The organism is Prevotella koreensis (assembly GCF_003977605.1).
GTDB lineage: Bacteria > Bacteroidota > Bacteroidia > Bacteroidales > Bacteroidaceae > Prevotella > Prevotella koreensis.
On the sequence record NZ_RYYU01000001.1, the window covers coordinates 847,362 to 868,588 of the forward strand.

Annotated in this window: 22 protein-coding genes and 5 tRNA genes; all 27 read right to left on the minus strand. The window is 38.4% G+C overall.

The genetic code is table 11. The features are described from left to right. Positions 1–10: 10 nt before the first annotated feature. Entirely contained in the window at positions 11–634 is a 624-nt protein-coding gene (locus EHV08_RS03665; RefSeq protein ID WP_126678074.1) for a 4'-phosphopantetheinyl transferase family protein, read from the minus strand. A 25-nt stretch (positions 635–659) separates the two neighbouring features. Then, positions 660–1,907 (minus strand): gliding motility-associated protein GldE, encoded by a 1,248-nt coding sequence (gene gldE, locus EHV08_RS03670; protein WP_203227049.1) that lies wholly within the window; start codon positions 1,905–1,907, stop codon positions 660–662. Between the two features lie 91 nt (positions 1,908–1,998). Then, a complete protein-coding gene (locus tag EHV08_RS03675; RefSeq protein WP_126678077.1) occupies positions 1,999–2,409 on the minus strand; it encodes a single-stranded DNA-binding protein in 411 nt (136 codons plus the stop codon). Positions 2,410–2,443: 34 nt separating this feature from the next. After that, positions 2,444–2,992 carry a hypothetical protein gene (locus EHV08_RS03680; RefSeq protein WP_126678079.1) on the minus strand — a complete coding sequence of 183 codons (549 nt, stop codon included), beginning with the start codon at positions 2,990–2,992 and terminating at the stop codon, positions 2,444–2,446. Between the two features lie 83 nt (positions 2,993–3,075). Further along, positions 3,076–3,148, minus strand: a tRNA-Gly gene (locus tag EHV08_RS03685). Between the two features lie 16 nt (positions 3,149–3,164). Beyond that, a tRNA-Leu gene (locus EHV08_RS03690) sits at positions 3,165–3,247 on the minus strand. A gap of 25 nt (positions 3,248–3,272) precedes the next feature. After that, positions 3,273–3,354, minus strand: a tRNA-Leu gene (locus EHV08_RS03695). A 31-nt stretch (positions 3,355–3,385) separates the two neighbouring features. Beyond that, positions 3,386–3,458, minus strand: a tRNA-Gly gene (locus tag EHV08_RS03700). Between the two features lie 283 nt (positions 3,459–3,741). After that, on the minus strand, positions 3,742–4,890 hold the full coding sequence (gene nspC / locus EHV08_RS03705; protein WP_126678083.1) for a carboxynorspermidine decarboxylase: 1,149 nt from the start codon (positions 4,888–4,890) through the stop codon (positions 3,742–3,744). Between the two features lie 186 nt (positions 4,891–5,076). Continuing rightward, on the minus strand, positions 5,077–5,631 hold the full coding sequence (locus EHV08_RS03710; protein WP_126678084.1) for an NADH peroxidase: 555 nt from the start codon (positions 5,629–5,631) through the stop codon (positions 5,077–5,079). Between the two features lie 82 nt (positions 5,632–5,713). Next, on the minus strand, positions 5,714–7,075 hold the full coding sequence (gene hisS / locus EHV08_RS03715; RefSeq protein WP_126678086.1) for a histidine--tRNA ligase: 1,362 nt from the start codon (positions 7,073–7,075) through the stop codon (positions 5,714–5,716). Next, positions 7,075–8,349, minus strand: a complete 1,275-nt coding sequence (locus tag EHV08_RS03720) for an adenylosuccinate synthase (protein WP_126678088.1) — start codon at positions 8,347–8,349, stop codon at positions 7,075–7,077. The genes hisS and EHV08_RS03720 overlap by 1 nt, the downstream gene beginning before the upstream one ends. After that, positions 8,346–8,858, minus strand: coding sequence for a Fur family transcriptional regulator (locus tag EHV08_RS03725; protein ID WP_126678090.1), 513 nt, complete (start codon positions 8,856–8,858; stop codon positions 8,346–8,348). The genes EHV08_RS03720 and EHV08_RS03725 overlap by 4 nt, the downstream gene beginning before the upstream one ends. An 81-nt stretch (positions 8,859–8,939) precedes the next feature. Further along, on the minus strand, positions 8,940–9,551 hold the full coding sequence (locus EHV08_RS03730) for a DNA alkylation repair protein (RefSeq protein ID WP_126678092.1): 612 nt from the start codon (positions 9,549–9,551) through the stop codon (positions 8,940–8,942). Between the two features lie 14 nt (positions 9,552–9,565). Further along, positions 9,566–11,524, minus strand: coding sequence for a dipeptidyl-peptidase 3 family protein (locus EHV08_RS03735; RefSeq protein WP_126678094.1), 1,959 nt, complete (start codon positions 11,522–11,524; stop codon positions 9,566–9,568). A 139-nt stretch (positions 11,525–11,663) separates the two neighbouring features. After that, a complete protein-coding gene (locus EHV08_RS03740; RefSeq protein ID WP_126678096.1) occupies positions 11,664–12,131 on the minus strand; it encodes a helix-turn-helix domain-containing protein in 468 nt (155 codons plus the stop codon). A 174-nt stretch (positions 12,132–12,305) separates the two neighbouring features. After that, positions 12,306–12,578, minus strand: coding sequence for a PqqD family protein (locus tag EHV08_RS03745; protein WP_126678098.1), 273 nt, complete (start codon positions 12,576–12,578; stop codon positions 12,306–12,308). 44 nt (positions 12,579–12,622) lie between these two features. Further along, the gene (locus EHV08_RS03750; protein ID WP_126678100.1) at positions 12,623–13,117 is read right to left on the minus strand and encodes a S24/S26 family peptidase; all 495 of its coding nucleotides are present in this window, start codon (positions 13,115–13,117) and stop codon (positions 12,623–12,625) included. Further along, positions 13,093–13,986 carry a hypothetical protein gene (locus tag EHV08_RS03755; RefSeq protein WP_126678101.1) on the minus strand — a complete coding sequence of 298 codons (894 nt, stop codon included), beginning with the start codon at positions 13,984–13,986 and terminating at the stop codon, positions 13,093–13,095. The genes EHV08_RS03750 and EHV08_RS03755 overlap by 25 nt, the downstream gene beginning before the upstream one ends. A gap of 73 nt (positions 13,987–14,059) precedes the next feature. After that, entirely contained in the window at positions 14,060–14,491 is a 432-nt protein-coding gene (locus EHV08_RS03760; protein WP_126678103.1) for a hypothetical protein, read from the minus strand. Between the two features lie 14 nt (positions 14,492–14,505). After that, complete coding sequence (locus EHV08_RS03765; RefSeq protein WP_126678105.1) at positions 14,506–15,369, minus strand: sigma-70 family RNA polymerase sigma factor; 864 nt, start codon at positions 15,367–15,369, stop codon at positions 14,506–14,508. A gap of 175 nt (positions 15,370–15,544) precedes the next feature. After that, a tRNA-Ser gene (locus tag EHV08_RS03770) sits at positions 15,545–15,631 on the minus strand. 59 nt (positions 15,632–15,690) lie between these two features. Further along, positions 15,691–16,275: an IMPACT family protein gene (locus tag EHV08_RS03775; RefSeq protein ID WP_126678107.1), complete on the minus strand. Its 585-nt coding sequence runs from the start codon at positions 16,273–16,275 to the stop codon at positions 15,691–15,693. Positions 16,276–16,314: 39 nt separating this feature from the next. Next, positions 16,315–17,562 (minus strand): DUF1015 domain-containing protein, encoded by a 1,248-nt coding sequence (locus tag EHV08_RS03780; RefSeq protein WP_126678109.1) that lies wholly within the window; start codon positions 17,560–17,562, stop codon positions 16,315–16,317. A 122-nt stretch (positions 17,563–17,684) separates the two neighbouring features. Beyond that, positions 17,685–18,602, minus strand: a complete 918-nt coding sequence (locus EHV08_RS03785) for an NAD(P)-dependent oxidoreductase (RefSeq protein ID WP_126678110.1) — start codon at positions 18,600–18,602, stop codon at positions 17,685–17,687. A gap of 14 nt (positions 18,603–18,616) precedes the next feature. Continuing rightward, positions 18,617–19,684, minus strand: coding sequence for a 3-phosphoserine/phosphohydroxythreonine transaminase (gene serC / locus EHV08_RS03790; RefSeq protein WP_126678112.1), 1,068 nt, complete (start codon positions 19,682–19,684; stop codon positions 18,617–18,619). Between the two features lie 117 nt (positions 19,685–19,801). Then, entirely contained in the window at positions 19,802–21,121 is a 1,320-nt protein-coding gene (locus EHV08_RS03795; protein WP_126678114.1) for a DEAD/DEAH box helicase, read from the minus strand. Between the last annotated feature and the right edge of the window lie 106 nt (positions 21,122–21,227).

Genomic DNA, 21,227 nt, shown 5'->3' on the forward strand with positions numbered 1-21,227 from the left:
GGCTGCAAACTTAATAATTTTTTTCGAGATATTTACCATTTTTATTGAATAAAGAATAAGTAAGGACATATTCAGGAGTTGTATCCACGAAAAGCACGACAACAATACCGCTGCGTAAATTGGTAACATCACGAAAAGTTTTTGAGTTGACCTTTATTTCATTTAGTTCAAGATGTTCTGAAGAAAACAGTTTATATACGGTTTCTTTTGCACACCAATGGATAAGTAGCGAATTGGCATCATCGGCATGCTCGTCTTCCCGCATGAAACGCCCGGAAATATTCTCTACCCGATTGCTTAAATACTCTATATCTATACCCACCTCGTATTTCTCGGATAAAATCATTGCTACATAATTGCGAGTATGACTGATACTTATGTTTCGGTTTCCGGGTATTATAGGTTTACCATCTTCATTATGCCATATATCTATCTGTTCGCCGTCAAGCATTTCTCGCAACAAAAATCTTTCTGCGATATATTCTTTTCTGCGAGTAATACTTTTGAAGTGCATTTCTGCCTTCATAACAACATCGCTTAAATTATTGTCTTTTCCTATTTCAAAATCATCGTCAGAAATCTTCCAGAGTCCTATCACGAAATCGGAGTGTTTTTCTATTCGCAAAAGTGGCATTGTTCAAAACAAATATAAAAGAATGTCAAACGGCCTTTACTACGACTTTCACTTTGGAAATACGCCTTTCATCTATTTCAAGAATCTCGAAAAGATAGTTCTTGTATTCAAGTTTTTCGTGTATGACGGGGAAATCTCCTTTCAGTTCGAGCATAAGTCCGGCAAGGGTGTCCGCATCTCCTTCTACATCGGAAAACTCTTCGTAATCAATTTCCAATATCTTGCATAAGTCGGAAATAAGAACCTTTCCCTCAAAGATATACGTATTGCGATTCAAGCGAGTGTAGTATTTTTCTTCCTCGTCATATTCATCGTTTATCTCACCGACAATCTCTTCAAGAATATCTTCAAGTGTGATTATTCCGCTCGTTCCTCCAAACTCATCAACAACAATGGCGATGTGTACTTTGTTTTCTTGAAATTCTCTAAGAAGGTCATCGATTTTCTTTGTTTCCGGAACAAAATGCGGTGGTCTTATAAGACTTTGCCATCTGAAATTTTCCGGTTTGCCTATATGTGGGAGAAGGTCTTTGATATAAAGTATTCCTATTACATTGTCGCTATTATCCTGATATATAGGTATGCGACTATAATTGTTCTCTACGATACATTGCAAAACTTCCGCATAAGTGCATTTAATATTAAGGTCAACAACATCTTTTCTGCATGTCATAACCTCCTTAGCTGTTTCGTCACCAAATCTAATAATACCTTGTAGTATGCTTTGTTCGTCCTTGATGTCTTCCTTATCCGTAAGTTCAAGTGCTTGTTCAAGATCGTCCACACTCAAAACTCGAGTTTCTGTCTGCACAACCTTTTCGGCCAGAATTCCACTTCTCATTAATATTGTTTCAAGAGGCCAGAACAGTTTCATCAGCATGCTGATTCCGGTCGCCGATTTACGGCAGAAAGCAAGCGGTTTTTGGCGGGCATAAATCTTGGGGATTATCTCTCCAAATAATAACAACAAAAATGTCAGTATTACCGTTATGCAAATGAATTGAAGCCAATAGGAGTCATGAAAGTCAATAACATTGGCAAAGATATAGTTGCATAACATGATTATTGTCACGTTGACAAAGTTATTGGTAATGAGAATCGTTGCCAGGGTGCGTTCACTCTTCTCTATAAGATTTTCTATCTTCTTGTCGGCATTATACCTCTCCGCGTCAAGTTCGTTTATATCAGTAGGACTAAGACTAAAAAAAGCAATTTCAGAGCCACTGGCAAAACCCGACATAACAAGTAGTATGGCAGCCAAAAGGGCTGCCATTATAACACCAACGGAAGGTTCCCTCAAGGTAACCTCGCTAAAAGTATTTAATATAAATGATAAGTCCAAGATTATTCAGTGCTTATATGTTTCAAAAAGGTATGCTGTCTTCTTGTTCAGCATTTTCTTTTTTTACTTCGCTTTCCGATTGTTGAGGTTGTGGTTGTACAATAGGTTTTGGCGACAACAATTCCAAATTCTCGGCATAGATTTCGGTTATATAATGGCGTTGCCCTTTCTTGTCATCATAACTTACATAGCGAATACGTCCCTCAATATATAATTTGTCACCTGTATGAACATACCTTTCTACAACCTTGGCAAGATTGTTCCAAAGTCTTATTGTGTGCCAATCGGTACGATCGGGAACCTGCGTACCGTTTTGTAGAGTATATCCACGTTCCTTTGTGGCAAGCCGTAAAGTAGCATAGGCTTGGTCGCGGTCGTAATATCTTACTTCCGGTTCCTTGCCTACATTGCCTATTAGCATGACCTTGTTCATATTCCTATACTCCTTTCTCTTACTTTTATTTATCTCATTTCCACCTGCCGAGATAGCGGAACTTGAAGTTCTTTCCTTTTGCAGATGGGAATTGACTACGACTATCTACACGTGTTTGAAGATGGTCTATGATACGATTGTAACAATCAAGTCCGGAATTTGCTTTACAGAATACAACGAAATGGGTATCGCGATATTCGTGTTTACCTGTGGTGGGTACAAGAACCACACGCTTGAAGTCAACAGCCCCCTCATACCAGCCTTCGCGAATCTCACTGAGTCTTGCCATGGATGGAGTTATTACATCGCGATGAACTCCCTCTCCGGTAGTGCTCGGGCGTAGGGCTTTCTTCTGTTTGAAGTCAAGCATGGTTGCAGCTTCTGTCTTTATTACGATGAAATATACTCTTGGACGAACCTTATAGCGTTTGGGATAATAAACCTCGCTGTTTGCATATTCGCGAAGATCTGCCTCCAATTCTGCATTCAAACCCACTTCCGGAATTGAAGCCAAAAAATTCAAGGCATCATCAACATTCTGTACTAATGTTTCTTTATCAAAATATCTTAAATAGAGATTCATGTGTTTTATTTTTCTTGAAATAATGTTCGACTCGCCTTTTTCCTGACAAAAATAAAAATTAAAGAGCCGAATCAATAAAAAAGAGCGGAAAACGGGACTCGGACCCGCGACCCCAACCTTGGCAAGGTTGTGCTCTACCAACTGAGCTATTTCCGCAACCTAAACAAATGTGTGAAGAGGAGGAGACTCGAACTCCCACGTCGTGATGACACTACCCCCTCAAAGTAGCGCGTCTACCAATTCCGCCACCTCTCCAACATATAACATCCTAAATAACCGGTGCCCAGAACAGGACTCGAACCTGCACACCTTTCGGCACACGCACCTGAAACGTGCGCGTCTACCAATTCCGCCACCTGGGCATTTTAATGGTATTTTTTATTCAGAATGTTGAGCGGAAAACGGGACTCGGACCCGCGACCCCAACCTTGGCAAGGTTGTGCTCTACCAACTGAGCTATTTCCGCATTTCAAACTTCCTTCCAGAAGTACACTTCTCCAAATGCGGTGCAAAGGTAACGCTTTTTTTTAAAACCACAAACTTTTTGGACTTTTTTTTTCTTTTATTCAAATATCGCAATATTATGACAATGTAATCTCGCCGAAATTGCCTACCAAATTGGGCGATTTTACTTTTCAAATTGGGCGAGATTGGTTTTCAAATTCGCCTAATTTACATTCATGTTTCTATCGTTTTCCAAAACATTTCTATATATTTTGTCACAAAATACGATACATTATAAATGTCTGTCAATCCATTCGGTTTCTATAATCTTCATAAGAATAATTACGAAGCATTACCAATTTTCCCTCACAAGTGAGTAAGGCTATTGATGGATGAGTAATTCCATTGAACATACATGTTTTTACAGTGGTATAATGAAGCATGTCCTCAAAAATAACATTTTCGCCAATATGCAATTCGTGGTCGAAAGTCCAAGTGCCCATGAAGTCGCCACTGAGACAACTGTTTCCGCCAAGTCGATATGCCGTAGCAGAATCTGAAATCTCTGCACCGCGTACCTGTGGCATATATGGCATTTCAAGACAGTCGGGCATGTGACACGTAAAACTTACGTTTAGTATTGCTGTGCGTATCCCTTTGTCTTCAACAATATCAACTACTTGCGATACAAGTGTTCCCGTCTGCCATGCAAAAGCACTTCCCGGTTCAATTATTATCTTAAGCCAAGGATAACGTTTATGTAGTCCTTTTAATATATTTAGAAGGAGAGGAATATCATAATCATTGCGGGTCATTAAGTGTCCTCCACCGAGATTCAGCCATTTTAACTGACTGAACCATTTGGAAAATTTCGATTCTATATGTACGAGTGTGCGTTCCAACACGTCTGCACCACTTTCGCAATGGCAATGACAGTGAAACCCGTCTATGTTATCCGGCAAACTCGTGGGTAGTTTATCTGCCGTTATGCCGAATCGTGTACCGGGTGAACATGGATTATAAAGTTCTGTTCCGACTTCAGAATATTCCGGATTTACGCGAAGTCCGATTCTTAAGTCTTTATTTATGGACACTACCCTATCGCAGAATCTTTCGTACTGTGACAGTGAATTGAATGTGAGGTGGTTGGAGTATTTGGCGATATCGTCTATCTCATAGTCTGTGTAAGCCGGAGAGTATGTGTGTGCCGGATTTCCAAACTCTTCATAAGCCAATCGTGCCTCATATAAAGAACTGGCTGTAGTGGCAGAAATATATTCCTTGAATATAGGGAATGTCTTCCATAATGCGTAGGCTTTGAAAGCAAGAATAATCTCAACATCAGCCTCTTTGGCCACACTCGAAATAAGTTCAAGATTGTGTCTTAATCGTTCTTCTTCAATAATATAGCAAGGAGTGTCTATTCCTTTAAATGTTGTTTTGTCTATCTTCATCGGTTCATATTGTATAATCGATTGCAAAGATATGAATTTATAATTATAAATTGTTTAGTATAGACTAAGAAATGTGTTATATTAACAGTGGATTTCAAAAAATATCGAAATTCATTTGAATCTAAGAAACAAGATGTATAATAAAAAAACTCCTCAAGAAAACTTTCCTGAGGAGTTTTTGGTTGTTTACTTGAAATATCGTTTGTATAGTCCTTCGAAGCCTGCGCAGTGGCGTGCTTCGTCCTTGGCCATTTCGTGGACGGTGTCGTGTGTCGCGTCCATTCCGGCAGCCTTGGCATTGCGTGCTATGCGGAACTTGTCTTCACATGCACCGCGCTCTGCTGCTATTCGTGCTTCAAGATTGCTCTTGGTATCCTTCAGTACGTCACCCAGCAACTCGGCAAACTTGCTTGCATGTTCTGCCTCCTCGAAAGCATAGCGTTTGAAAGCCTCTGCGATTTCTGGATAGCCTTCCCTGTCTGCTTGGCGACTCATTGCCAGATACATTCCAACTTCACCACACTCGCCATTGAAATGGTTGTTCAAGTCTTTTATCATTTCTTCGTTTGCTCCTTCCTTACGGGCTGCGCCGATTTCGTGAACTGTTGCGAATGGTTCGTTATCACCTTCTACCAATTCCTTGAACTTGCTTGCCGGAGCCTTGCATACCGGGCACTTCTCTGGTGCCTCATCACCTTCATGGATATATCCACAAACGGTGCAAATAAACTTCTTCTTCATAATGTTTTGTAAATTAAATAAGTTAAAGCCACCAAAGTGACTCACATACTATAATATAATGCCGTATCGGCAAAATCATCCGTTAGGAAATTATCTCAATAAGTGCTTCTGCAGTAATGAGTCTTTGTTCGCCTGTCTGCATGTCTTTAAGCATCACTTTGCCGTCTGCCATTTCATTCTCCCCTATAATTGCTACAAAAGGAATCTGTTTGGCATTAGCGTATGCCATCTGTTTCTTCATCTTAACGGTGTCCGGATAAATCTCGGTTGATATTCCTGCATTGCGCGTCTTTGCTGCGATAGGCAGACAATATTCTGTTTCTTTCTCACCGAAATTGATAAATAGGAGTTTCGTTGAATCCACCGCTTCCTTTGGATATAGGTCGAGCTGGTTGAGAACATCGAATATACGGTCTGCTCCGAAGGATATGCCAACCCCACTTAACCCAGGCATTCCAAATATTCCTGTAAGGTTATCATATCGTCCTCCGCCTGTAATGCTACCAATCTGAACATCAAGAGCCTTTACCTCAAATATTGCTCCAGTATAATAGTTAAGTCCGCGAGCAAGCATAAGGTCGAGTTCTATTTCATTTTTGAGACCACATTTCTTCAGTGTGTCAAGAATAAAACGTGTTTCATTGATACCCTCCATGCCTATTTCAGACGTGGTAAGCACATCAGCAATGGTCTGTAGTTTGTCTTCGTTGAATCCTGTCAAAGAGATAATCGGTTGCAGTTTATCTATTGCTTCTGCACTTATACCTACCTCTGCAAGTTCCTTGTTGACCGCATCAAGTCCTATTTTGTCAAGTTTATCTATGGCAACCGTAATATCAATTATTTTATCCGGTTCGCCGATTATCTCCGCAATACCGGAAAGAATCTTGCGATTGTTGATCTTTATCACTACTCTTACACCGAAACGCGAGAACACGGTATCGATGATTTGCATGAGTTCCACTTCATTAAGTAAAGAGTTAGAGCCTACAATATCAGCATCACACTGATAAAACTCACGATATCTACCCTTCTGAGGACGGTCTGCGCGCCATACCGGTTGTATCTGGTAACGCTTGAAGGGCATCTGTAGTTCGTCCCTATGCATTACGACATATCGGGCAAATGGCACGGTGAGGTCGTAACGCAAACCTTTCTCACAAAGTTTTGATGCTACACGAGGGGCATTGTTCTCATGCAATTCTTCTTCCGAAACTTTGCTGAGGAAGTTACCGCTATTCAATATTTTGAAAAGGAGTTTGTCTCCCTCCTCCCCATATTTACCCATAAGTGTCTGCAATGTTTCCATTGCCGGCGTTTCTATCTGCCGGAAACCGTACAAGGCATACACCTCTTTTATTGTGTTGAATATATAGTTACGCTTCGACATCTCCATTGGTGAGAAATCGCGTGTACCTTTCGGAATGCTTGGTTTATTCGCCATTATTTTCTAACTATTGTCTGGTCGCGATCTGGACCTATTGATATTATCTTTATAGGGGTTTCAAGTTCTTTTTCAAGGAAGTCAATGTAGTCGTTGAACTCTTTCGGGAACTGTTCTTCTGATGTAAATTTCGTCATATCGGTCTTCCATCCTGGAAGTTCCTTATATATTGGTTCGATTCCTTTGTCAATATTATATGGGAAATGATTGATTTCCTTGCCATTCTGTTTGTATGCCACACATGCTTTAATTGTATCAAAACCATCGAGTACATCGCTTTTCATCATAATCAACTGAGTCACCCCATTCAGTGTGATTGCGTAACGCAGTGCTACAAGGTCAATCCATCCGCAACGACGTTCGCGTCCGGTCACCGCTCCATACTCACGACCTAATTCCCGAAGTTTACCGCCAGTATCGTCAAAAAGTTCCGTTGGGAACGGTCCGGCTCCAACACGAGTACAATATGCTTTCATTATTCCATACACTTCACCAATTTTATTTGGTCCTATTCCAAGTCCTGTGCAAGCCCCGGCACAAACAGTATTTGAAGATGTAACGAACGGATAACTTCCGAAATCAACATCAAGCATTGTACCTTGAGCACCCTCGCAAAGAATACTGTTGCCATTCTTAAGCATCTTGTTTATCTCATATTCCGAATCAATTATGCGGAATTGTTTCATGTACTCAATGCCCTCCATCCATGCTTTCTCCACCTCGCAAATATCATATTCGGTATATTTTAACGATTCAAGCATCTTTTCGTGTCGAGCCTTGTGTGCAGCATACTTTTCTTTAAAGTTCTCGAAAATGTCACCGACACGCAAACCATTACGACTGATTTTGTCTGTATATGTTGGACCAATGCCTTTACCTGTGGTTCCTACCTTACTTTTTCCTTTGGCAGCCTCGTGTGCTGCATCAAGCAACCTGTGGGTAGGCATTATGAGATGTGCCTTTTTTGATATGCAAAGACAATCCTTGAGATTATGTCCGCTCTTCTCAAGTTCCTTTGCTTCATTCATGAATAAGTCTGGAGCAAGTACCACCCCGTTACCTATTATGTTTGTTTTACCGCCTTGAAATATTCCGGAAGGAATACTTCTCAACACATATTTTTCTCCCTCAAACTCAAGAGTGTGTCCAGCATTCGGGCCACCTTGAAAACGAGCAATGACATCATAATTAGGCGTGAGCACGTCAACGACCTTTCCTTTACCCTCATCGCCCCACTGAAGTCCGAGCAGGACATCAACTTTTCCTGATTTCATTTTTTATCTTGTTTTATGTTTATACATTCATCAACAACATTTTCTTGGGTTATATGCTTATTCCCTTTTTGCTGTTTTGTAATACAATTGCTGCAAACTCCATATATATAAAGCGAAAAACCTTCCTGACGGAAGCGTTTCAGTTTCATGTTCTCGACAGCCGACATTATCTCGTCTGAGACAACATTCGTAACTTTTCCGCACAATGTGCATATTTTATGGCAGTGATTATTTCGTGAATAAACTGCTTCATACTTGATTCCCTGATGTAGTCTATGGCACACTATCAACTGAAGTGTCTGGAATAATTTTAATGAATTATATAATGTTGCTCGGCTAACAGGGAAACTCTTACGTACAAGAAGGTGTCGAAGTTCCTCAATAGTAAAACATGTATCAAAACTATATACCGCATCAAGCACAGCAAATCGCTCAACAGTCTTTCGCATATTGTTTTGTTCAAGATATTGAGCAAGTATATTTCTTACCTCAATTTTAACTTTTTTCATTTTGCACCGAGAAACTTTGTATGTGCAAAAATACAACAAATATTAGATATGACAAAACATTTTATGAACTTTTATGTTTAGTCAGAAATCTATGTTATTGGAGTTGAAAATGGACATTGCTTGTTGCTCCTCTCTATTACCAAGGTCGGCATATCTTTGCAAGCAGACAAGGGCTGCATGCTTTACTGAAATACTTTTATCTTTTAACGCCACTTGTACTTGGTCAAGGAATTCGTCTTCAGCTCTATTGTTGAGTCCTCCGTATTTCAGAAATAGCCGTGAAAGAACATGGTAACCGCAAACTTGATAAAATTCTTTGTCTGAAGAAATCCATTCAAATGCTTTTTGAGATGCGTAAGGTAAATGTTGAAATAGATTGAATGCTATCTGTTCGACTATTTCTAATGACGGAATTTGTTCCATCCATATATCCACGACCTCGGGCAACATTCTTTCGGCAGGCATAATAATAGTGGCAAGTATCTTACACTCCCTAATGTCTTCTTTCCATAAAGCAATAGCAAGATCATAGTCTTTGCCATATTCTTTTGCCATAAATCTAAGATCAGGCAATGAAACTCCCCAATTTATATGATACAAAAGTCCTTTTTCCCGCATTGAACGAGAAGTCTCACCATTCATTCTCAATCGGAAAGTTTGCTTTATTTGTTTTAACTTGTCTGAAGTATCCATAAAAACAGAATTAATCAAATTAGTGTAGCATATTGCCTACTATATCTTAGCATTTGATCTGTATAGTTTTCGGTGTAATCAAGTTTGACGTCCACAATCTCTCCTCTGTTATCCAGCACAGGAATCATAACTGGGTTTAAGAAACCTTTATATGGCGCAAGATCAAGACGTTCGTATCTGTTCAGTATTTCCGAGTGTATTTCTTTGTCAACTTTTACAGCATATCTTTCTACTATGTTCCTTGCAGCAAGATAATCTCCTTCACTCTTTATGCGCTGTATTTCTGCCAATAATTTTGCAAAAAGAATTCGTAGTGCAGGATAATCATCAATAACAACAAACAACTTACCATCTTTCTTTGTTAGTCTGATAGCATCACCGTTCTCATAACACCAATGTGCAATAAGTGCACGATTGCGCATGTGAGCCTCTTCAATATGGTGTCCTGGCTTTATTCTTGTGAGTTGCGTCAAGAGTCCATTCATAATATATGTGTAATATTGACTCTTGTATGCGTCTTTATCAGGAACAAGTCCAAGTTCTATGAGTTTGTCATCTGCAATATAATATAATGCAAAAAGATCGGCACGGGTTTCTTCTATTGTGTTTCCGTATGATTTCAAGGCATCAGGATCTACCCCCGGCAACAGTCTACCACTACCATGCCCAAGACATTCATGAAGGTCTGTATGCAAATCATCACAAGTATCACCATATTTCTCAATAATGGAAATAGTGTAGTCATCAACAACAAACTCTTCCTTAAACCCATTTCCACGAGCAGCCTTGTTGTATGCCTCAGTCAAATTACCAATAGTAACACTTTTGCTCCCATAGTCCGCTCTGATCCAATCCGCGTTTGGAAGATTTATTCCTATAGCAGTAGATGGATATTCGTCTCCACCAAGCATTGCTGCACATATAACATTCGCCGTAACACCACTTACCTTCTCTTTACGGAAACGTGGGTCAATAGGACTATGATCTTCAAACCATTGTGCATTACAACTTATGGTTTTAGTACGCTTTGTGGCTTCAATATCTTTATATTCGACAATACCTTCCCATGAACCTTTAAGACCGAGTGGATCTCCATATACCTCTATGAAACCGTTTACGAAATCAACATGAGCATCATGTTCGGCAACCCACTCTATACAATATTTGTTGAACTCTCTCAAGTCACCACTTTTATAGTAACTTATAAGAGTCTCAATGTATTTCTTTTGGTTCTCATTTTCTGCCACATCAGCGGCTTTCTTGAGCCAATGAATAATATGGCGTATGCTTTTACCATACATGCCATTCTCTTTCCATACAATTTCTTTTATTGTATCATCTTCCTTTACCAACTTGGAGTTTAATCCATAAGAAACAGGTTCTTTGTCTTCAGAATTTTCGTTCTTCTTTTTATTGTAGAAGTCCTCTACCTCTTGTTGGGTGATGTTTTCATAAAAATTGCATGCAGAAGAAGCAATAACATCATCTCCTTCTGTCTTATTGACTCTTTTTGAAAGAACATGAGGATTGAACATCACTTCTCTTAGCATATAGAACAAGTCCTCTACACTTTGATTGTCATTCAAAGGAAGCATTTCCTTATCAATTGCAAAAAGTGCGTCCTTGAAAAAAGTTTCAGAGAAGCATGGTATTAATTTTTCACAACCATAGTGGTGATATATGCCATTAGAAAACCAGACTCTTTTTAGATATACAACAAGAGAGTTGAATTCGTTACAATCCCTATCACCATTATAATTAAGGTAGATGGCTTCAAGGGTTTTTCTTATGATGAGATTGTATTTGCCAAATTGGTCGAAAGTAATATCCCTCCCATAAAGAGTTGCTTCTGATAAATAATAAACTAACTTTTTTTGTTGCAAAGAAAGGTTCTCGAAACCATTAAGACGGTAACGGAGTAATTGCAAGTCTGCAAAACGTTCATTAACGTAACAGAAGTTATCTTTGTTCATCGGTAATATCCTTTAAAATCGTTAGTCTGACATTCTGTAGTATTTCATATATCATCCAACTCACCACGTTTTATTTCAACACGGAAAACCGCGATGGAAAAAGATGAGAAAGCGATGTTCTTAAAGAATTTATACCTACTTATTTCTTTTTGCTTTTCGCCTTAGCGTGCTTCAAGTAAGATGTGGTTTCTCCACTCTTTATTTTTGCAAGTTTGTATTCTCTTGGTGTAATTCCTGTTATTTTGTAAAAAGAAGCATAGAATGATTGTCTGTTGGAAAAACCAACCAATGAACTAATATCCTCCATGTTTGTTTTACGATATTTAGGATCAGCAAGTACAATCATCGCTTCGTCTATTCTGTATTTATTCACAAGCGATGTGTAGTTCATGCCGAATCTCACATTTACCACAGCAGATATATACCTTGTATTTGTTCCCAAATCTTGGGCAAGCATTTTTGCAGAGTATTCTTTGTCAAGATACTTCTTTTGAGTACAGATTATATCATAAATCTTTTTTTCCAGTTCATCCATTATAACCGGATTAATCAATGTGCGATATGCTGCGTCTTTTTCTTCTTTTTCTGTAATGTTATATTTAGCCATATTAATATATATATTTCCTGAATACTTACACGCAAATGTAGTTATATTATCAATAAATGACAAAATTTACATTGTGCTTTTAATATAAATTATACAATTAGTATTTAAAATTATAGGAATTTGCGTATATTTAAACAGATCGCTAAATAATATGTATTATTTTCAACAATTCGTTTATTCTATAACAATGCCAATGGACACCCACTGTTCGGCAAGGGATTTGGAGTCAGCAATAGCCGTTTCCATATCTACATCATACTCTTCCATTAGGAATTTTGCAAGGTCTTCAATCGAGAATGAATCCATATTTTGAATCTTCTTCCATAAATATGCAGAAGATTCATTAAGACTGATTATATTGCTGAAGTCAATATTTTCCTTTCCTTCTGCCACTATTATATATTCTCCGCAGACATTACGGAGTGTAAAACGTTTTTTTGCCTTCATAACTATTCTAATATTAAATAAGTTCCTTATTATTCAAAACAATTTTATTTCTTAACGTTAATCGGAAAAATGCGTAACCATATTCTACGGTGAAAAGCAAGTAAATATCTTCTTATCGGTGATAAGTTCATCCATATAAAGGAATAAAAACGCCATTTCATACCATCTGTACGGTCAAGTTTTGTCCTTCCTTTACGATAGAAACCTATTACTGCTCCCTTAATATCCTTAATTTGGCAATATTCATTTGAAAGATTGCCATCACCTTTCAGTACAATATTCTCACCATCAATTTTAATTATCCTGTGTAATACGAAATGTAGCGGTTCTATCTCTGCAAGTACTGGGTCGCCAACTTTAATATTTCCCGGCTTTACCAACAAAGCCTTGTCGCGTCCATTCTCAAGAAATGGCCTCATACTGAATCCCTTTAACAGCAGAGTAACAGTATGCCCTTCATTAAGTATCCTTGTAATCTCAGGAATAAGGACAGCATTGTTAAATTGTTTTTCAACTACTTTGATATTTCCCTTTGACATATTATTGCAGATTCCTTGTCAGGAAGGCAGCGGAGCATAAAAATACCCGTGGTTTCAATAATTTGCGTCACTATGTCGCATACATTATTAAATATATCTTTGTCCCATTTCATTGATGAGCACGATGGCAGTAATGACGCAAAGGCCTCCACCGGACGTAATCTCTCAACACTGTTTTCCTTCGCCCTATCAATACGTGTTATTGCTCCCAATGGAGCCTTTACATTCCTATAACATGGTGTTTTTCCACTCCAAGGGCCACCATAAATATAGGGTTTGTTATCATCAAGTATTCTTATTATAGGATTGTCATCATTCATCAAGTCGCATGAAGGAATATATCTTAACCAATTACTTACCTGCGTACTTTTGCCGGTACCGCTCTTGGCTATGAATGCATATCCCTTTCCACCATTTCTTACGAGTGACGCATGTATTAGCACTGTACGCATACGGCTTCCTGCAAATGCGAATATTAGCATCAGAGCATTATTCAGTCCAAAACAGCGCATGTTATAGTTTCCATTCAATGCACAACGACAATCATCGAAATTTTTATTTGTCTGCAACATGCAGCAATCAACATCGTTTATATCTTTTATGATAAATTGATAACCTCCGTTTGTAAGTTTATCTACGATGGTATGTCCATTGCCAGTTTCAAAATTGTCAATACGTTCAATATTCTCTTTTATTGGTAGTAAATTGTCATCTATGGTTAGATGAAAAAACAAATTCTCACCTTCCTCTGTTTTTTCAAATATAGAAAAAGACGGTAATAATTTTATACTATTATATTTGGACTCCTTGAATGTAATCTTAATATCAAGTTCTGCAATATTGAAAAAGTATGACTTGTATTCTCCCATTATGCTACATTAATATTACTATTTAGTGCTTGCTAATGTTCATATAGTTGGTATACATAAAATGATTTTAATGCTATTTCTCAACAGGCATTAACGATGTTATAGATATAGGTGTGAATGCAAATTCCGACTTGTCTATTAACAATATATCAGAACCTCCTTTCTTAGCATATCGAGACTTCATCTTTTCATACTTCTTCATAATATGTTTTTGGTCTTTTCCTGAAACAAATACGCATGTCCTTTGGGAGTATCCTTTACCCTCAAGATAATAACGCAACTGCAAACTATAGTTGTCCCTACCTATAATGAAGCCAGATTTTCCATCTTCAAAAACACTGTCAAGTGTCATTATGTCTGTGAAAAACACTGTGCTGTCATTGAAAGAGGTTGACATTCCGAAAACATAAACTCTTGGTATTATTTTGTTACCATCCTTTGCCATTGTGCCGAGAGTGCAAGCCATACACAATACGACAATAATTGTATATAATATTTTTCTCATGTTCCAAATATAATCTAAGTCCCAAGATAAGACCTCAAAAGCCTGCTCTTGGTATTATTACGCAATCTTCTTATTGCTTTTTCTTTTATCTGCCTAACACGTTCGCGAGTAAGGCCATATTTTGTACCAATTTCCTCAAGAGTCATCTCGGGCTGATCAATACCGAAGAATGCCTCTATTATTTTACGCTCACGGTCGTTAAGTATCTGTAAAGCACGTTTTATTTCATCTCGAAGTGACTCCAATAATAGCATTTTGTCTGCCATTGCAGCATCTTCATTCGGAAGAACATCCAACAAACTATTATTATCTCCATCTGCAAATGGGGCATCAACGGAAACATGCCTTGCTTGAACTTTCATGGCATCCTCGATTTTATCTTCCGGTAAATCTACACCTTCTGCTATTTCGTTTATGCTCGGCCGTCGTTCGTTTTCCTGTTCAAACTTGCTGAGCATTTTATTTATCTTATTAACCGATCCTACTTGATTTAATGGAAGTCTTACTATGCGACTATGCTCAGCAATAGCCTGCAGTATGCTCTGTCGTATCCACCAGACGGCATACGAGATAAATTTAAAACCACGTTTCTCGTCAAATTTCTCAGCAGCTTTTATCAATCCCAAATTGCCCTCGTTGATAAGGTCGGAAAGTGATAAACCATGATTTTGATATTGTTTGGCTACAGAAACCACAAATCTAAGATTTGCCTTTGTCAATTTTTCAAGTGCCTCACGGTCTCCATTCTTTATGCGTTGGGCAAGCACTACCTCCTCCTCAACAGAAAGTAGTTCCTCATGTCCAATCTCCTGTAAATACTTATCTAACGCAGCACTTTCTCGGTTTGTTATCGACTTAGAGATTTTAAGTTGTCTCATTGGCACTAAATTTTAAAGCACGTGCAAAAATACATACTTTTCAGATAAAAACAAAAGATTACAAGTTATTTTTTTCATAAAATGATATTTAGAAATTTATTTATATCAAATATTATGAAAATTCAGATTCTCTGAAATGATAGTAGGGTGTCTCTGTTGGAACATCACCCATTTGCGGAAGGTGAGGGATTCAAACCCCCGATACCCAAAAGGGTATACCGGATTTCGAGTCCAGCGCAATCGATCACTCTGCCAACCTTCCAAATTAATCTGTGCAAAGGTAATACTTTTAAGCGATAACACAAAACTTTTTCTTTGTTTTTATTCAAAAGAAAGTTTGTTAAGTCTCACCTTTAATTGTTCTACTAACGATTTCCTTATAGATAATGAAATAAGACATGTGTTATCATAATTCTGTGATAAAATACGTGGTTGCATATCTTTAACAACTTTCATTACTTGGTTCATCATAACGTATGGAAATTCAAAATCCACTTGTTCTTCTACAACCTTATCTATTATTTCCGAATTCCTTATGGCATCTGCTGCTGCTTCACGATAGGCAACAATTAATCCTCCGGTACCCAGATTTACTCCACCATAATATCTTACCACAACAATAAGAACTTCTGTAAGTTCATTACTGTTTATCTGTCCAAGTATTGGTTTTCCTGCAGTATTGCTTGGTTCCCCGTCATCATTTGCTCGAAAATCGATTCTCTCGGCTCCTAACATATATGCATAGCATACGTGACGAGCATCAAAATATTTCTTTTTATAATGAGCCAATAATTCCTTTACATCATCAATACATTCTACATGATGTGCAAAGGCGAGGAACTTACTCCGTTTCTCGGTATAATATCCCTCGCCTTCTTTGCTTATTGTTCTGAAACTATCTTCCAATATATTTCTATATTATTATTATTATTATTATATTATATATCAAGAAAGTTTGTGAATTACAAGACCGGAACGCAATTTCGGCTCAAACCATGTAGCCTTCGGTGGCATAATTTTACCACTGTCAGCAATATCCATAATCTGTTTCATGCTTACTGGATATAAAGCCAACGCCATACGCATTTCGCCACTGTCAACACGACGTTTCAATTCGCCAAGTCCGCGCAGACCACCTACAAAATCAATTCTATTGCTTGAACGCAAATCCTTTATTTCAAGAATTTCATCAAGAATTAGTCTGCTTGAAATATCTACGTCAAGGACTCCAATAGGGTCGTTATTGTCATATGTACCTTCTTTTGCTGTAAGTGAATACCATTTGCCATCAAGATACATAGAGAATTCATGGAGTTTTGCAGGTTTATAAATCTCTTCGCCCTTCAATTCTACTGTAAAGTTCTTATTCAGCACCTCAACAAATTGCTCTGATGTCAAGCCATTTAAGTCTTTTACAACACGGTTATAATCGAGAATTGTAAGTTGTGATGCTTGGAAACATACAGCCATGAAATAGTTATATTCCTCGTTACCTTTATGGTTTGGATTCTGCTTCTGTTTCTCTGCTCCAACAAGAGCGGCTGCAGCAGAACGGTGATGTCCGTCTGCGATATACAATGCAGGCATTCCGGCAAATTGTTCTGTTATAACGTTAATATCTTTCTCGTCAGATATTACCCATAACTGATGACGGAAACCATCTATTGGTGCAATGAAATCATATTCCGGCTCACCGGCAGCATATTTCTTTATCAAAGAATCAAGGACACTATTATCCGGATATGCAAAGAATACAGGTTCGATATTAGCATTGTTTACACGAACATGCTTCATTCTGTCTTCTTCCTTATCGCGACGTGTAAGTTCATGTTTCTTGATAACACCTTTTGCATAATCGTCACAGTGTGCACAAACCACAAGTCCGAATTGTGTCTTGTCTTCCATTGTCTGTGCATAGATGTAATATTTTTCCGTGTCATCCTGAACCAACCAGCCCTTTTCTTGGAACATCTTGAAGTTTTCCGCAGCCTTTTCATAAACACGAGGATCGTACTCACTTGTTCCTTCCGGAAAATCTATTTCTGGTTTAATTATATGGTAAAGTGACTTTTCGTTACCTTCTGCCTCACTTCTTGCTTCTTCTGAATTAAGAACGTCGTATGGACGGCTCTCAACCTGTTCTACAAATTCTTTTGGAGGACGAACGCCTTTGAATGGTTTTATTATTGCCATGATTTTGATTATAATGATTAAATTATAAAGAAATACATCTTTTCATCTTTAAATAAAATAAAGAGAAAAGCCTCCCCCTTGCGGGAACAAGAAGGAGGTTTTTGATTTCTGTTATAAAAAGATTATTTATTTACTTGGAACTTAGTATCGCCATCCTTGAAGAAAGCATTGATTTGCTTTGCAGCAGCGATACCTGCATTGATATTAGCCTCTGCAGTCTGTGCGCCCATCTTCTTAGGAGTGCTGAAATAGCGACCTTCGAAATTCATGAACTCAGCATCTTTTTCGGGCTTGATATCTGTAACAAACTTAAGATCTTCGCGCTCGCCAAGCAGTTTTATGATTTCAGGCTCATTAATAACTTCTTTACGTGCTGTGTTTACAAGGATACCACCCTTATTAAGTTTGTTTACAAGTGCGTAATTGATACTTTCTTTTGTCTCTGGTGTTGCAGGGATATGCAATGAAACAATATCACAAGTTTCAAACAATGCTTCTTGAGAATCTACGGCCTTAACACCTGACTTCTCAATAACATCTTTTGGACAGAAAGCATCGTATGCATAAACTTCCATTCCGAAACCTTTTGCAATGCGAGCAACGTTGCGACCAACATTACCATAGGCGAGAATACCAAGTTTCTTTCCCATAAGTTCTGAACCGCTCTTTCCGTTATAGAAATTGCGAACAGCAAATACAAGAAGACCAAACACCAATTCTGCAACAGCATTTGAGTTCTGTCCCGGCGTGTTTTCTGCTACTACATTGTGTGCTGTGGCTGCAGCCAAGTCAATATTGTCAAAACCTGCACCTGCACGAACAACAATCTTCAACTGTTTTGCAGCATCAAGAACTTCTGCATCAACTTTGTCGGAGCGGATGATCATTGCATCTGCATCCTTTACAGCATCAAGCAATTGTGCCTTCTCAGTATATTTCTCAAGCAATACGAGTTCGTTACCTGCGGCTTCAATTTCTTTTCTTATACCATTAACGGCAGCAGCTGCAAATGGTTTTTCTGTAGCAACTAATACTTTCATAATTTACTGCGTTTTTAGTGATTAGCCTCAAAATCCTTCATACACTTAACGAGTGCCTCAACGCCTTCAATTGTCTGTGCGTTGTAGCAACTTGCGCGGAAGCCACCTACTGAACGGTGTCCCTTGAGACCGACCATACCACGCTCTGTTGCGAAATCGAAGAATGGCTTTTCAAGTTCTTTGTATTCGTCATTCATAACGAAGCAGATGTTCATCAGTGAACGGTCTTCCTCTGCTACTGTACCACGGAACAGTTTGTTGCGGTCGATTTCACCATAAACGATTTCGGCACGCTGCTTAGCCAGTTTGTCCATTGCAACCATACCACCATTTGCCTTCAGCCAACGGAGTGTCTCAAGTGCGCTGTAAATTGGTACTACAGGAGGAGTGTTGAACATAGAGCCCTTGTCAACATGTGTGCGATAGTCAAGCATTGTAGGAATTTCACGTGGAGCACGTCCAAGTTTGTCGGTCTTAAGAATAACAAGAGTAACACCGGCCATTGCAAGGTTCTTCTGTGCACCACCATAGATAACATCATACTTTGCTACATCAATCGGGCGACTGAAGATGTCAGAAGACATGTCACAAATCATAGGAACAGGAACGTCAAAATCCTTGCGTATTTCTGTACCATAGATTGTGTTGTTGCTTGTCACGTGGAGATAGTCAACGTCTGCAGGACATGTCCAATCTTTTGGAATGTATGTGTAGTTTGCATCAGCAGAAGAAGCAACTTCAACTACTTCACCAAACATTTTAGCCTCTTTCATTGCTTTCTTTGCCCAAACACCAGTATTCAGGTAAGCAGCTTTCTTAATCAAGAAGTTGAAAGGAATCATACAGAATTCAAGTGATGCACCACCGCCAAGGAACAGAACTTTGTATCCCTCAGGTACTTCAAGCAGTTCTTTAATCAAGTCTTCTGCTTCATCAAGAACCGGCTGGAAATATTTAGCACGGTGGCTGATTTCCATAAGTGAAAGACCTGTGTCCTGAAATTCCAAACATTGTTTAGCAGTATTTTCAATCACCTCACGTGGGAGCATTGAAGGACCAGCATTAAAATTGTACTTTTTCATTGTTAATTTAAATTTGGTTATTAGGTTAATGAATTTTCAATGGTGCGAAGTTACGCATTAAAAGTGATACGGCCAAATATTTTATAACAATTTACCAATAATATGACTTTTATGGGTCTATTTGACAACTTCAACTAACGTTTTTACCCCTTTTATCTTTTCTCCTTGTGTTTTTTCAAGAACTGCCTTACGGCATTTTCGTGAAATCGCAACATAGCAATAACGTTCTTTTATATCTATTTTTCCGATGTCTTTTTTGTCAAGTCCACCTTTCTTACACAAAAATCCAACAATATCAACTTTGGATATTTTATCTTTCTTGCCTTTCCCTATATATAATGTTACCATTTTAGGTAATGCAGGCGATGGCAGTCTTGTGGGAATGGAAAAATCGGAATGTTCTCCTTCTACATATTCCGGAATATATTCTTCGGGGCCTAATATAAAATATGTTTTTCCGATTGCATCCCATCGAGCAGTGCGTCCAACACGATGAATATAAGCATCTTCTCCTAATGGCAAATGATAATGCACAATGTTCTCTACGTCAGGAATATCCAGTCCTCGTGATGCAAGATCGGTTGCTATAAGCACATTTGATGAGCCGTTACTGAACATATAAAGAGCCGCTTCGCGTTGAACCTGTTCGAGTCCTCCATGAAATGCTGATGTAGAAAAGCCAAGCGATTTTAAATATTCCTCTATTCGTTCCACACTTTCGCGGAAATTGAGGAATACTATAGTGCTTTTATCTCCAAAACTACGCAACAGACATTGCAGTGTGTCAAGTTTGTCCTTTTGTGGACTTCTCACAATATTTATCCCTACCCTATCAGAAACCTGTTCGTCATCAATTAGGAAATCTATTTTAGACACTTTTCCCATATTTACAAAAGCAGGAATTTCTTCGGCATCTGTGGCAGACATCAAAACTCTCCTTTTGGCATTGCTGAGTCTTTCTATGGCTTTTGCCATTTCATTACGGAATCCCATTTCGAGACATTTATCAAACTCATCGATGACAATCCATTCAACATTGTCTGAGCACACGTTCCCTTTATCCAAATGGTCATTAAGTCTTCCCGGTGTCGAAAATATTATATGTGGTCTGATTTTTACGATTTGTCGATGTTCATCCATAGTCGGTCTTCCGCCATAAAGAGCCAAAGACCTAAGCCCACAGCCCATATTGGCAAGCACCTGTTGGGATTGCAATGCCAACTCACGACCAGGAACTATCACAACTGCTTGAATTTCATCAATATCGGATTTCATTTTTTCGACTATCGGCAACAGATATGCTAATGTCTTGCCACTGCCCGTGGGCGATAATACCAAAACGTCATTTGATGAATAGTGTATTGCGTTTGCTGTCTCCTGCTGCATCATGTTCAGTTCTTCGATGCCAAGTTTGTTTAATATCCTTTGAGTATCCATATTTGCAAAATTACTGTTTTTTTCCCATTTCTTTATCCATAATTTATTTTTTATCGTTTATTTTTCATATTTTTGCAAACGTATTCCTACTTTTACGTCAAAAATA

Coding starts and splice junctions, on each gene's coding strand:
- EHV08_RS03665 (WP_126678074.1), bottom strand. CDS start 634: ATGCCACTTTTGCGAATAGAAAAACACTCCGATTTCGTGATAGGACTC.
- EHV08_RS03675 (WP_126678077.1), bottom strand. CDS start 2,409: ATGAACAAGGTCATGCTAATAGGCAATGTAGGCAAGGAACCGGAAGTA.
- EHV08_RS03755 (WP_126678101.1), bottom strand. CDS start 13,986: ATGGGAGAATACAAGTCATACTTTTTCAATATTGCAGAACTTGATATT.
- EHV08_RS03720 (WP_126678088.1), bottom strand. CDS start 8,349: ATGAAATCAGGAAAAGTTGATGTCCTGCTCGGACTTCAGTGGGGCGAT.
- EHV08_RS03735 (WP_126678094.1), bottom strand. CDS start 11,524: ATGAACAAAGATAACTTCTGTTACGTTAATGAACGTTTTGCAGACTTG.
- EHV08_RS03750 (WP_126678100.1), bottom strand. CDS start 13,117: ATGTCAAAGGGAAATATCAAAGTAGTTGAAAAACAATTTAACAATGCT.
- EHV08_RS03760 (WP_126678103.1), bottom strand. CDS start 14,491: ATGAGAAAAATATTATATACAATTATTGTCGTATTGTGTATGGCTTGC.
- EHV08_RS03730 (WP_126678092.1), bottom strand. CDS start 9,551: ATGGATACTTCAGACAAGTTAAAACAAATAAAGCAAACTTTCCGATTG.
- EHV08_RS03740 (WP_126678096.1), bottom strand. CDS start 12,131: ATGGCTAAATATAACATTACAGAAAAAGAAGAAAAAGACGCAGCATAT.
- EHV08_RS03780 (WP_126678109.1), bottom strand. CDS start 17,562: ATGGCAATAATAAAACCATTCAAAGGCGTTCGTCCTCCAAAAGAATTT.
- serC (WP_126678112.1), bottom strand. CDS start 19,684: ATGAAAAAGTACAATTTTAATGCTGGTCCTTCAATGCTCCCACGTGAG.
- EHV08_RS03765 (WP_126678105.1), bottom strand. CDS start 15,369: ATGAGACAACTTAAAATCTCTAAGTCGATAACAAACCGAGAAAGTGCT.
- hisS (WP_126678086.1), bottom strand. CDS start 7,075: ATGGCGAATAAACCAAGCATTCCGAAAGGTACACGCGATTTCTCACCA.
- EHV08_RS03680 (WP_126678079.1), bottom strand. CDS start 2,992: ATGAATCTCTATTTAAGATATTTTGATAAAGAAACATTAGTACAGAAT.
- nspC (WP_126678083.1), bottom strand. CDS start 4,890: ATGAAGATAGACAAAACAACATTTAAAGGAATAGACACTCCTTGCTAT.
- gldE (WP_203227049.1), bottom strand. CDS start 1,907: ATGGCAGCCCTTTTGGCTGCCATACTACTTGTTATGTCGGGTTTTGCC.
- EHV08_RS03785 (WP_126678110.1), bottom strand. CDS start 18,602: ATGAAAGTATTAGTTGCTACAGAAAAACCATTTGCAGCTGCTGCCGTT.
- EHV08_RS03710 (WP_126678084.1), bottom strand. CDS start 5,631: ATGAAGAAGAAGTTTATTTGCACCGTTTGTGGATATATCCATGAAGGT.
- EHV08_RS03725 (WP_126678090.1), bottom strand. CDS start 8,858: ATGAAAAAAGTTAAAATTGAGGTAAGAAATATACTTGCTCAATATCTT.
- EHV08_RS03795 (WP_126678114.1), bottom strand. CDS start 21,121: ATGGATACTCAAAGGATATTAAACAAACTTGGCATCGAAGAACTGAAC.
- EHV08_RS03745 (WP_126678098.1), bottom strand. CDS start 12,578: ATGAAGGCAAAAAAACGTTTTACACTCCGTAATGTCTGCGGAGAATAT.